The organism is Gemmatimonadota bacterium (genome assembly GCA_022560615.1).
Classification (GTDB): Bacteria; Gemmatimonadota; Gemmatimonadetes; order Longimicrobiales; family Gaopeijiaceae; genus UBA1138.
The window spans coordinates 1-10,901 of sequence record JADFSR010000067.1; the positions used below are offsets into that span (position 1 = coordinate 1).

The following is a 10,901-nucleotide window of genomic DNA, read 5'->3' on the forward strand; positions in this document are numbered from 1 at the left end:
GGACGGGTGGGCGCGATCGTCGAGGGTGGATACGATCCGCCGCGAGTCGGTCAGGGTGAGGTTGCGGTGATTCGGGCCCTTGCCGACCTCGACGTGGCGGGAGGCTGAGGGCGCCGCGGGACTCGGCTCACGCGGCGCACGACGGCTCCACGCGTTGCCCCTGCGGCGCTCCCCCATCATTTTCACTCGCCATGCCATCCCACGATCCTGACGCCGAGGCGTTCTCGCCCGCCGTCCCTTCGATGCTCGATCTGGTCCGGCTGAGCTCGCGCCGAATCTTTCCTCCGGGAGGGGCCGAGCTCTACCGGCAGATTGCGCTTCTGACCGAGTTGTCACCGGACGACGACGTTCTGGACGTCGCGTCGGGCAGGGGCGTTCCCCTCACGTACTTTGTGACGGAATACGGCGTCACTGCGTCCGGGGTCGAGATCGACCCGACGATGGTCGATGAGGCCGAACGATGGAGTCGAGCGGAGGAGATTGCAGACCGCCTGCAATTCCAGACGGGGCGCTCCGACGCGCTCCCGTACCGCGACGAGATCTTCGACGTGACGGTCGGAGAGATCGGTCTCTCCAACCATTGCGAGCCGGCAGCCGCCATCAATGAGCTCGTGCGAGTGACCAAGCCCGACGGCTTCGTTGTGCTCGTCCAGCTCGTCTGGAAGGCGCCCGTCGACGAGGAACGCCGGGTCGTACTCGCTGACCACCTCGGCGCTCGACCCCTCATGGTGGTCGAGTGGAAGCGTCTGCTGCGCGAGGGCGGCATCTCGAACGTGCACACCGAAGACTGGTCGGACGAAGAGACCGCGTTCCGGCCCAGGGTCGCGAAGCCGTTCCTAGACTTCGCCGAGCTTTTCTCGATTGGCGAGAAGATCGGCATCCTCCGGAGGGCGTGGACGCGGTGGGGGTGGCGGGGCGTGCGCACGGTGTTGGAGCGGGAGCGGGAGGTGCACCGGCTGCTCACGCGAGAGCGCATACTCGGGCTCGACCTGTTGAAGGGTCGGAAGGGTGAGGCAGCGGAGGATTACGCGGCCCAGTCCGCGACGCCGGAGCATGAACCCCCCGCCGAGCCTGTGACCGTCCCTGAAGCAGCTGCGGACGACGAAGGTGACGAGGCAACCGATACCGCCGGGCTGCCTCTCTTTGGCGCAGAGGCCGACAAACCAACCCACTGAACCTACTGAGGCAAGACCCGAATGTGAGCACCGCTCTTCTCTGCACCGACGACGGCATCGCGAAGGTCCAAGGGGCACTCCGCGACCAGGAGCTCGACGGATGGTTGCTGTACGAGTTCCACGGCTTGAACCCGATCGCCGTGCAGTTGCTCGGACTCGGTAAGACGACCCGGCGCGGCTACGTGCTCATTCCGGCCGAAGGTGAACCAATTGCTCTCATCCACGCGATCGAGGCGTCTTCGTGGCGTCATTGGCCGCACGCGGTTCGCAGCTACTCGGGCTGGAAGGACATGGAGGAGCAACTCGCGGCCTTGGTCGAAGGCAAGACCCGGCTCGCCATGGAAGTGTCCCCTGGCGCCGCAGTCCCGACGCTCGACTATGTGCCGGCCGGCATCGCGGGCGTGATCCTGAACCTCGGCATCGAGGCGACGAGCTCAGGTGACCTCGTCTCGCGGTTCCACTCGGTATGGACTGTTGAGCAGCGGGAGCGCCACAGGGAAGCCGCTGAAATCGTCGCAAGCGTGGCGAGACGTGCGTTCGAGCGTGCGGCGGATGCCGTTCGCGGCGGCCGGCCCACGACCGAGGGCGCGCTCTCTGAGTGGATCCGCAGCGAGCTGAGGGGTGCGGGACTCGTGGTGAAACCCGACTGCATCGTGGCGATCGGGCCGAGAGCGGCCGACTCGCACTACGCGCCCCTCGGAGCAGGGGAGACGATCAACCGAGGTGACTTGTTGCTTATCGACCTTTGGGGTGCCTTCGAGGGCATGGTATTCGCCGACCAGACCTGGATGGGATTCCTGGGCAGTGCGGTCGACGCGCGCACGCAAGCGATCTGGGAAGCTGTGCGGGATGCTCGCGACGCTGCCGTGTCGTTCCTGCAGGATCGATTCGATGCCGGCGAGGAGGTGCGCGGCTGCGAGGTCGACGACGTCGCGCGGAACGTCATCGCCGAACGCGGCCACGGGCCTCACTTCGTACACCGTACGGGTCACTCGATGGACATCGACCTGCACGGGAGTGGCCCGAATCTAGACAACCTCGAGACCCGCGACGACCGGCTCATCGTGCTGGGCGTCGGCTTCAGCATCGAGCCCGGCATTTACATCACGGACGACATCGGCGTGCGCAGCGAGATCAACGTGCATTGGGGGGCGAACGGTCCCGAGGTGACACCGTTGGAGATCCAGCAAGAGATCTTCCTGTTGTTAGAAGGCGCTTGAGCCCATCGCAGTACCGCGTGGACGTAGCGCTCCCGCTACCGATTCACCGCACGTTCACATACCGGGTAGACGCCGACCGCGCTCCGGCCCCGGGTACCCGCGTGCTCGTACCGTTCCGCCGTGACGAGCGAATCGGGTGGGTGGTGGGTGAGGGCTCGAGTGAGGACATCAAGGGCATTCGATCGGTTCGGACTGTGCTCGACGAGCATCCGACGGTGCCGGCCGATCTGTTGGAGCTCTGCCGATGGATGGCGGACTATTACGTCGCGCCGCTCGGAATCGCCCTGCGGGCCGCGCTGCCTTCGGTCCTCACCGACGTCTCGAGGGACTACTTGACCGTGCTGGCGGCGCCTTCCGGCGAGATGCGAGCTCGAGAGCAGCGCGTCATGGACGCGCTGCTCTCGAAAGCGGGCCCACAGCGCGTTCGCACTCTTCGCCGGGATCTGAAGATGGGCTCGATTTGGCCGGAGATCCGGTCGCTCGAGGCGAAAGGGATGGTCGGTCACGAGACCGTGCCCCCGCCGCCGCCACCGGTGAAGACGCACAAAGTCGCGCGCATCATCCAGGGGCTCGGCACGCTTGCTGCCCGCGAGCAGGCGTTCGGGCGCGCGGGACGACAGCGGGAGGCGTTCGAGTTGCTCGAGGCTTCGGGAGGAGCTTCGGAGCTGGCGCACCTCACGGGAGAGCAGGGCTTCAGCCGAGGAGTGATAAGTGGGCTCGTATCGAAGGGACTCGTCGGCCTCTTCGACGAAGAGGAATTCAGGGACCCCTTCGCCGACAGGCCCCCGCAGACACCGCCGTCTCTGGTGCCGACCGTCCATCAGCAGGTTGCGCTGGACGCGCTTATCGGCGGACTCGACGAGAAGAGCCCTGCGCCGTTCCTGCTTCACGGCATCACCGGCTCCGGAAAGACGCTCGTGTACATCGAGCTCCTCCGCGAGGCGCTGGCGCGGGGACGGTCCGCCATCGTGCTCGTGCCCGAGATCTCGCTCACACCGCAGACGGTCTCGCGTTTCCGGGCCCACTTCGGGGACGAGGTCGCCGTGCTGCACTCCGGTCTCTCGGACGGGGAGCGGTACGATGCGTGGCGGCTGCTGCGCAGTGGCGAGCGAAGCGTCGCGGTCGGCGCCCGCTCGGCGCTGTTCGCGCCACTCGAGAACCTGGGCGTGATCGTCGTCGACGAGGAGCACGACGGCAGCTACAAGCAATCAGAAGCGCCGCGCTACCTCGCGCGGGACCTGGCGGTGGTGAGAGCACGCGCGCACGGTGCCGTCTGCGTACTGGGCAGCGCGACTCCGTCGCTGGAGAGCTGGCACAACGCCAAGCGAGGCAAGTTCCGGCACCTCGTCCTGCCGGAGCGTGTCGGCGGTGCCAAGCTGCCTGAGGTCCGCGTGGTCGACCTGCGGAAGGGTCGGGACACTCACACGGGCCCCGCCAAGCGCCGGTCACGCGGCGCCGGTGTGCTTTCCGAAGAACTCGTGGCTGCCATCGACGCGCGCCTGAGCAAGCACGAACAGGTCATCCTGCTGCTCAACCGGCGGGGCTACTCGTCGTTCATCCAGTGCCGCGAGTGCGGCGAAGTGGAACAGTGCGAGAACTGCTCGATCTCGCTCACGTACCACCGCGTGAAGCGGCGCATCGTATGTCATCACTGCCGGTTTGAGACGCCCGCACCGGCCCGCTGCCCCCGCTGCGGCTCGCAGGACCTCTCGTACCGGGGTCTCGGTACCGAGCAGGTCGAGCGCGTCACCGCCGAGACCTTTCCCGACGCGCGTATCGTGCGCATGGACGTGGACACGACCTCTGGAAAGTGGGCTCACCAGCGCATCCTCGACCGCGTCGAGCGGGGCGAAGTCGACATCCTGCTCGGGACGCAGATGATCGCCAAGGGACTCGACTTCCCTCGCGTCACCCTGGTGGGAGTCGTGAACGCAGATGTCGGCATTCATCTGCCGGACTTCCGCGCGAGCGAGCGGACGTTTCAGCTTCTGAGCCAGGTCGCCGGGCGAGCAGGGCGGGGGAAGTTGGGTGGCGACGTCCTGATCCAGACCTCCCTGCCCGACCACTACGCGGTCCGCGCTGCGGTGGCTCATGACTTCGAAGGCTTCGCGACCCGAGAGCTCGCGGAACGAGAACGACCTCAGTATCCGCCACATGTGCGCCTCGCGAACGTCATCGTCAGTAGCCCCGATCAGGGACTCGCGGCGACGGCGGCCGAGCGCGCGGCCACGTGGATGCGTAGTTGGCTGTCGCGTCGTTCCCGTAAGGGAGGAGGAGTCGTAGAGCTAGTCGGTCCGGCACCCGCACCCATTGAGCGGCTGCACAGTCGGTGGCGCTGGCACTTCCTCCTGCGCAGCGGTTCACCCGCGGCATTGGGAGCCGCGGCCCGAGCGCTCATCCGTGGATATTCACTCCCAGCCGGAGACGTACGGCTGGCGCTCGATCGAGACCCCGTAGCGCTGCTCTGAACGCCCGCCGTTAGCCATTGCAGTTGAAGGGGGCTGCCGGATACCTTCGGGCCGGCGGGTTCGGTGGCATCTCCGGGACACCGTCCGCCGTACGTCTACCACGGGTTGCTAGGAGGGGTTGTGGGCTGCTTGGCGCTGAACGCTTCGTTCGAGCCACTTTCGATCATTCCTGCTCGTCGAGCGGTCCGGCTGGTCCTGGATGGGAAGGCCGAGATCCTGGAAAAGGACGGAGGTAGGCGCTTCCGCTCAGAGACGCGCATCGTCCCCTGTCCCGCGGTAATCCGCCTCGTCCGGTACGTCCACGTCCCGCGGCGATTCCGCCGACAGGTTACCAACACCTTCCTGTTCGCTCGCGACGACTACTCTTGTCAGTACTGTGGGAGGCATAAGAACGAGCTCCGTGGTCGCCAATTCCTGACCCGGGATCACGTCGTGCCGTTGTCCCGGGGGGGAGACAGCAGGTGGGAGAACGTGGTTACGTGCTGCTCGCCGTGTAACAACCGCAAGGGTAACCGGCTTCCCGGCGAGGCGGGTCTCAAGCTACTGAACCAGCCTAGACAGCCGAACTACGTACACCTCGTGTGGGTGGTCAGGCGCGTGACCGGAGCGCAGGCGAAGTACATTCGCATGTTCTATGGCGAGGACGCGCTCGACGTGGTGTCGAAACGGCGCTCGGACGAACCGGTCGAGATCGGCGGCTACTCGGCCCTCTAGTCTTCGAGCCAGGCGTACGGCCGCTCGTAGAACTGTCCGAACCCGCGCACGGTCCCTCGATGAGTGTACTCTTTCCAGCGGATCACCCACCCGCGCACCTCGTCTTGGCTCACCTCGTAAGAGAATCCGGGCTCGCTGGACCGCTCTGCCAAGAACCGTCGGAGATACGCGGGCATGTCGGGGACGCCCTCGACCTCGAAGTCTGCCTCCCTCACTTCGACGATCGAGCCCTGAATCTCGGACTCGGACGTCTTGAGCGCGCGGATCGCCTCTTCGACCGCCGTCTTGATCGGGGCGAGGTCCGGCGCGGAGCCTGTGCGCGCCTTGATTTCCTTCAGGAGTCCGCGCGTGCCCGGAGCGGACAACTCCTCACGGGCGTCCTGAAAATCGCGCAGGAGCCGCTCATGCAGGCGAAGGAGCTGCTGGTACTCTCTCTTGGCCTGGTTCTCGGAATTGGATGAGGCCATGCCATAAAGAGGCGCCTATGAGGCACTTCCGGCAACCATTCGCGTGCGGAAGTGCTTGTCACCGTCGGGCGTCGGTCGGGTTGGCGATCACCGCCGTCACATGCTTGATTGAGCAATCATCACACATTGCCTTGATCCATCCATGACCAGCGCGCACGACCACAAAGAGGGGCGATCCGGCGCACGGCCTCCTTCGGCGCGTCTGCCTCAGCCGCTGACTGGCGCTCCCAACACTCCGGTAGTCGCGCGCCAGGCACCGGAGTCCGGGAAACCGACGCCGGTCCGGGGGGACCTGGCGACGCCCGGCGTCTTCCCCGGCGCTTCCCCAGACGTAGAGCCTGACGTCGGCGAGGCTACCGTGGAAGTCGACGGGACGTCATGGACGGTCCGTGTTCGGGGTCGCTCTGGGGGTGGCTCCGCCGTGAATACGCCGCTTTTGTTATTGGGCTTCTGGAAGGTGCAGTCGGCTACCTCCCCGCCGGATCGCGAAGCGTTCGTCGTCGGTCGACTCCTTGCGGACATGACTGCGGGTGACCTGGAGGCGGCCCTCGCCGAGAGCCGCGATCCCGCGGACCCGGATCGACGCCCAGCGTTCTTCTCCGAGATCAGCGAGCGCCGCCGCTCCTGACTCGAACCGGCGGCCTCTTCGCCGGCGGGGGCCTCCCGTGTCTAACGAAGGAGACCGTGGCGGTCTCCATATGGTGTGCGATATGGTGTGAGATTCGACCTCTCGGGTGCCCCGAGGCCGCCCCGTGCTGTAGCTTGTCTGCGACGAACGCGGTTCTTCAACAAGGCGTAACTCTGCGGTGTCTTTAGAGCGATCCGACATACCGACTGACGGTGATCTGGTCCACCGAGCCAGACGGGGCGATGAATTCGCCTTCGGCCAGCTCGTGGAGCGGTATCAAAGGGCCTCCTACGCGGTTGCGCTATCCGTCACTGGTCGGCATGAGGACGCCGAGGACGCAGCGCAGGAGTCCTTTCTAGTAGCGCTACAGCGGCTAGACGAGTGTAGGAGCCCGGAGCGATTTGCGGGGTGGCTGATGACCATCGTGCGAAACCGGTCTCGCAACCTCGTCAGACGGGAGTCGTTGAGGCATACGGATCAGGTTCCTCCGGGGACCCGGTCGCTGGTGCCGATGCCGGACCGTGTCGCTGAGACCTCGGAGTTGCGAGGGATGTTGAAGGAGGCGCTTGCCGCGCTTCCCGAAATACAACGGCAGATCGTGTTGCTGCACGATCTGGAGGGTTGGAAACACCGCGAGATCGCGGATCGGTTGGAGTTGCCGTCCGGCACGGTTCGGTCGCACCTCCACTTCGCGAGGAAGGCGTTGCGGGTGTCGCTTGGTAGGACGCCAGCGGGGCCCGACTTGCAGAGGAAAGCTCTATGAGGGACAAGTTGCAGGACGAGTCGGACTACTTCGGCGAGCTCGGTCAGGACGAGGAGCTGGCTCAAACGCTGGGTCTTCTCGATCCGGCGCAGCAAGATCCGAACTACTGGTTCCGCTTCCGTTCGTGGGTTTTGAGCAACGCGATGGCCGAGTTGGCGCGACGCCGCCTCATGCATGAACTGACCGTGGCAGACGTGATGAGCTCTTGGGCGCGGGCAGTGGTCTCCACCGCGGCTCTGGCCGCAGCGCTTGCCGGCCTAGTGCTGGTGCGTGGCGCTGACGCTCCGGCGCCGCAACCGGTCGGCGTCGAGGAACTCTTGGTCAGCGAGGTCGAGGGTGAGACGATTCCGACCCTGCTCGCGCCGGAAACCAATGGCGCGGTCGCCTTTGCGTCGGAGATCTTCTAATGGAACACCGATCGCGTACCAGGCTCGTAACCGCCGTGATGCTCGCGGTGGTCTTCGCGTCGGGCGTGTTGTTGGGCCTCGCGGCCGACAGCAACCTGGGCGCTGAGCCCCCCCAGATCGCCTCCGAGAACGCGGACGGCGAAGAGCGTGACGGCAAACGACGACGGCGCACAGCGATGCACGAACAGGTCGGACCCTCTGAGGACCAGAAGGTCGTCATCGACTCGATCCTAAAGGACCATCGAGCCCGGATGGACGCGCTGCACGGGGAGTTTCGTAGCGCCTACGACCCACGGTACCAGGCGCTGATTCAGGACACACGAGGTGCGATCAAGGAGGTCTTCTCGGAGGAGCAGGCCGCGGAGTATCAGGCGTTGCTCGACGACTTCGACCGGCGAAAGGTCGAGCGGAACGAGAAGGACGACCGGGACTAGATCCATGAAATCGACGAGCCGGGCTTCGGCCCGTGCCGCGGCCTGCGTGCTGGCAGGCCTTGCGGTCCTAGCGCCCCGCTCCGCCGACGCGCAGCAGACCATAAGCCTCGACGAGGCCGTCGAGCGCGCTTTGCGTCGCAGCCCGCAGATGCTGCAGCAGGACCAGGCGGTGGACAACGCCGCGCTGGCGGAGCGCTCGGCGTGGGGCGCTTTCTTGCCCAACCTGAGCATGAGCACCAGTGGCTCTCTGCGCAGCGCCAACATTCTCGACCCGAATACCGGGCAGATCGTGCCTGGCAGCTCGGACTCGTACTCGGCTGGGCTTTCGGGCCGCGTCGATATCTTTCGGGGCGGTAGCCGGTTCGTGGAGCTCGACCGAGCGGACGCGGACATGCAGGCCGCGGTAGCGCGCCGGGAGAGCCAGCGATTCTCTGTCGCGCTGCAGACCAAGAACTTCTTCTTTGCCGCGCTGCGACAGGCGGACCTGCTCGAGGTTTCTCAGCGGCGTGTCGAACAGGCGCAGCAAAACCTGGAAATCGTGAGGGTCCGTTCGCAGGTGGGTCGTGCTACGATCTCCGATTCCCTCAGGGCGCGCTTGGACGTCGTGAACGCCCGCCAGGCCGTGCTCCAGGGTGAGACTGCTTTACGCGCGGCGCGGTTCTCGCTCGGGCGGCAGATCGGTGAGTCCGCGCCTGTGGTCCCGGCCCGCCCTGCTGATATGGAGCCTTCGGAGCTACCGCTGAGCGAGGCGGAGATCATGCAGTTGGCCGAAGCCGCGTCGCCGACGGTGGTCGCTTCCGCATACGCGACCCGAGCCGCCGCTGCTTCGGTACGGTCGGCGCAGACCGGATACCTGCCGTCGCTGTCGCTGTCCAGCGGATACAACTGGAACAACCAGGAGCGTTCGTTCAACGGCGGTCGCACGAGCTGGAATCTGGGCTTGAGCCTCTCCTACCCCATCTTTAACAACTTCCAGCGGGAATCATCCATTAGCCGGGCGCAGTTCTCGCAGCGGGTCGCACGGCTGCAGGAGGACGACTCCCGACTTGCCGCGCGACAGGAAGCGGACGCCGCACTTTACAACCTACGCACCGCGGAGCGGGCCATCGAGATTGCTCAGGAGGCGGAGCTCGTAGCAGGAGAGGACCTCAGAGTGATCCGCGAACGGTATGCCGTGGGTGTGGCGACCATCCTCGACGTCCTGATCAGCCAGAACGCGGCCGATCAAGCCAGCGTCGATATCGTCACGTCACGATACGACTATGTGCTGGCCCGAGCCGAGCTCGAGTCGATTCTGGGGAGGGTGTTGTGAGCGAGCTGATTATCAAGACAGAGGGTCTGACGAAGGACTACGTGCTCGGCGCGGAAACGGTGCGTGCGGTGCGGGGCGTGGACCTCGAGATCTATGCGGGAGAGTTCGTCTCCGTCATGGGGCCGTCGGGCAGTGGCAAGTCCACGTTGATGAACATGATCGGGTGCCTCGATACGCCCACCAAGGGCAAGTACTGGCTGAGCGGCCAACTCGTCAGTGAGCTCACAGACGACCAGCTGGCGCGGGTGCGGAATCAAAGGATCGGCTTCGTCTTTCAGACCTTCAACCTGCTGCCACGCGCCACGGCGCTGCACAACGTCGAGTTGCCGCTCATCTACGCAGGCATGAGGGGCAAGGAGCGCAGGGAGCGCGCCGCCGAAAAGCTGGAGCTGGTTGGGCTCGGTGATCGCATGCGTCACAAGCCTCCCGAGCTGTCCGGCGGTCAGCGTCAGCGTGTGGCCGTCGCGCGCGCGCTTGTGAACGACCCGGACCTTTTGCTCGCGGACGAGCCGACGGGCAACCTGGACTCGGTGACGAGCGGGGCCATCATGCGGCAGCTCGCCGAGCTCAACGAGCAAGGACAGACGATCGTCTTGGTGACGCACGAGCACGACATCGCCGAGTACTCGAAGCGGCAGATCCACCTGAAGGACGGTCTCATCGAGCAGGACTTCCTCAAAGAACGGGCGGGGGCGACGGTATGACGAAGTTGATCGGACGGTGCGCTGTTCTCGGCCTCCTCTTCGTCACGGCTAGCGCTTGCGAGAGCGGTGAGGCTGCCGAAGCGGCCTCGAGCGTCGAGACGGTCCAAGTCGTGCGGGCCACTCTCTTGATCAGCGCGGAGGCCACCGGCACGGTGGAGCCGATCCGCGAGGTCGAGGTCAAGTCGAAGGCGTCGGGCGAGATTCTGAGGCTGCACGTCGATATCGGCGACGAGGTACAGCCCGGACAGCTGCTCGCGGACATCGACCCTCGAGACGTGCAGAACCGCTACGATCAGACCGAAGCGGACCTCGAGGTGGCGCAGGTGCGGTTCGACATCGGCGAAGCCCAACTCGAGCGCTCCGATCAGCTGCTCGCGCGGGAGGTCATCACGGCTCAGGAGCACGAAGGGGCACGGGTCGAGTACGCCAACTCGAGGGCTAACCTCGTGAAGGCTCAGACGAACTTCGACCTCGCGGTGCTCCAGCTCGAGGACGTGCGCATTACGGCCCCGATGACGGGCACGATCATCCAGAAGAACGTCGAAGAGGGCATGGTCATTCAGTCCGCATCCGGCAACGTGTCCGGTGGCACCACGCTGTTCCTGATGG

At 65.6% G+C, this 10,901-nt stretch carries 12 protein-coding genes; 11 read left to right on the plus strand and 1 reads right to left on the minus strand.

All coding sequences use genetic code 11. The annotated features are described in order from the left end of the window. Positions 1–191 precede the first annotated feature (191 nt). The 4 genes from IIB36_19430 to IIB36_19445 all read left to right on the plus strand — a co-directional run bounded on the left by IIB36_19430 (position 192) and on the right by IIB36_19445 (position 5,577). Positions 192–1,175 carry a methyltransferase domain-containing protein gene (locus IIB36_19430; protein ID MCH7533914.1) on the plus strand — a complete coding sequence of 328 codons (984 nt, stop codon included), beginning with the start codon at positions 192–194 and terminating at the stop codon, positions 1,173–1,175. Between the two features lie 23 nt (positions 1,176–1,198). Further along, positions 1,199–2,395, plus strand: a complete 1,197-nt coding sequence (locus IIB36_19435) for an aminopeptidase P family protein (GenBank protein ID MCH7533915.1) — start codon at positions 1,199–1,201, stop codon at positions 2,393–2,395. Further along, on the plus strand, positions 2,392–4,863 hold the full coding sequence (gene priA / locus IIB36_19440) for a primosomal protein N' (protein MCH7533916.1): 2,472 nt from the start codon (positions 2,392–2,394) through the stop codon (positions 4,861–4,863). Before IIB36_19435 ends, priA begins: the two co-directional genes overlap by 4 nt. A 129-nt stretch (positions 4,864–4,992) precedes the next feature. Next, on the plus strand, positions 4,993–5,577 hold the full coding sequence (locus tag IIB36_19445; GenBank protein MCH7533917.1) for an HNH endonuclease: 585 nt from the start codon (positions 4,993–4,995) through the stop codon (positions 5,575–5,577). On the opposite strand, the gene IIB36_19450 is transcribed toward IIB36_19445, so the two are convergent. Further along, positions 5,574–6,044, minus strand: coding sequence for a hypothetical protein (locus tag IIB36_19450; GenBank protein ID MCH7533918.1), 471 nt, complete (start codon positions 6,042–6,044; stop codon positions 5,574–5,576). The genes IIB36_19445 and IIB36_19450 overlap by 4 nt on opposite strands. A gap of 142 nt (positions 6,045–6,186) precedes the next feature. On the opposite strand from IIB36_19450, the gene IIB36_19455 reads away from it, so the two are divergent. The 7 genes from IIB36_19455 to IIB36_19485 form a co-directional block, all read left to right on the plus strand. Continuing rightward, the gene (locus IIB36_19455; protein MCH7533919.1) at positions 6,187–6,672 is read left to right on the plus strand and encodes a hypothetical protein; all 486 of its coding nucleotides are present in this window, start codon (positions 6,187–6,189) and stop codon (positions 6,670–6,672) included. A 178-nt stretch (positions 6,673–6,850) separates the two neighbouring features. Beyond that, positions 6,851–7,435, plus strand: a complete 585-nt coding sequence (locus IIB36_19460; GenBank protein MCH7533920.1) for a sigma-70 family RNA polymerase sigma factor — start codon at positions 6,851–6,853, stop codon at positions 7,433–7,435. Continuing rightward, on the plus strand, positions 7,432–7,842 hold the full coding sequence (locus IIB36_19465; protein MCH7533921.1) for a hypothetical protein: 411 nt from the start codon (positions 7,432–7,434) through the stop codon (positions 7,840–7,842). The genes IIB36_19460 and IIB36_19465 overlap by 4 nt, the downstream gene beginning before the upstream one ends. Beyond that, positions 7,842–8,276 (plus strand): hypothetical protein, encoded by a 435-nt coding sequence (locus tag IIB36_19470; GenBank protein MCH7533922.1) that lies wholly within the window; start codon positions 7,842–7,844, stop codon positions 8,274–8,276. The genes IIB36_19465 and IIB36_19470 overlap by 1 nt, the downstream gene beginning before the upstream one ends. Positions 8,277–8,280: 4 nt before the next feature. Further along, positions 8,281–9,588, plus strand: coding sequence for a TolC family protein (locus IIB36_19475; protein ID MCH7533923.1), 1,308 nt, complete (start codon positions 8,281–8,283; stop codon positions 9,586–9,588). Positions 9,589–9,596: 8 nt separating this feature from the next. Continuing rightward, entirely contained in the window at positions 9,597–10,292 is a 696-nt protein-coding gene (locus tag IIB36_19480; GenBank protein ID MCH7533924.1) for an ABC transporter ATP-binding protein, read from the plus strand. Continuing rightward, the coding region (locus IIB36_19485) for an efflux RND transporter periplasmic adaptor subunit (GenBank protein MCH7533925.1) at positions 10,289–10,901 on the plus strand (613 nt) is incomplete at its 3' end. The genes IIB36_19480 and IIB36_19485, both read left to right, overlap by 4 nt.

Excerpts from the sequence above, each read along its gene's own strand:
- IIB36_19430 (MCH7533914.1), top strand. The coding sequence starts at position 192 with ATGCCATCCCACGATCCTGACGCCGAGGCGTTCTCGCCCGCCGTCCCT.
- IIB36_19450 (MCH7533918.1), bottom strand. The coding sequence starts at position 6,044 with ATGGCCTCATCCAATTCCGAGAACCAGGCCAAGAGAGAGTACCAGCAG.
- IIB36_19455 (MCH7533919.1), top strand. The coding sequence starts at position 6,187 with ATGACCAGCGCGCACGACCACAAAGAGGGGCGATCCGGCGCACGGCCT.
- IIB36_19465 (MCH7533921.1), top strand. The coding sequence starts at position 7,432 with ATGAGGGACAAGTTGCAGGACGAGTCGGACTACTTCGGCGAGCTCGGT.
- IIB36_19470 (MCH7533922.1), top strand. The coding sequence starts at position 7,842 with ATGGAACACCGATCGCGTACCAGGCTCGTAACCGCCGTGATGCTCGCG.
- IIB36_19475 (MCH7533923.1), top strand. The coding sequence starts at position 8,281 with ATGAAATCGACGAGCCGGGCTTCGGCCCGTGCCGCGGCCTGCGTGCTG.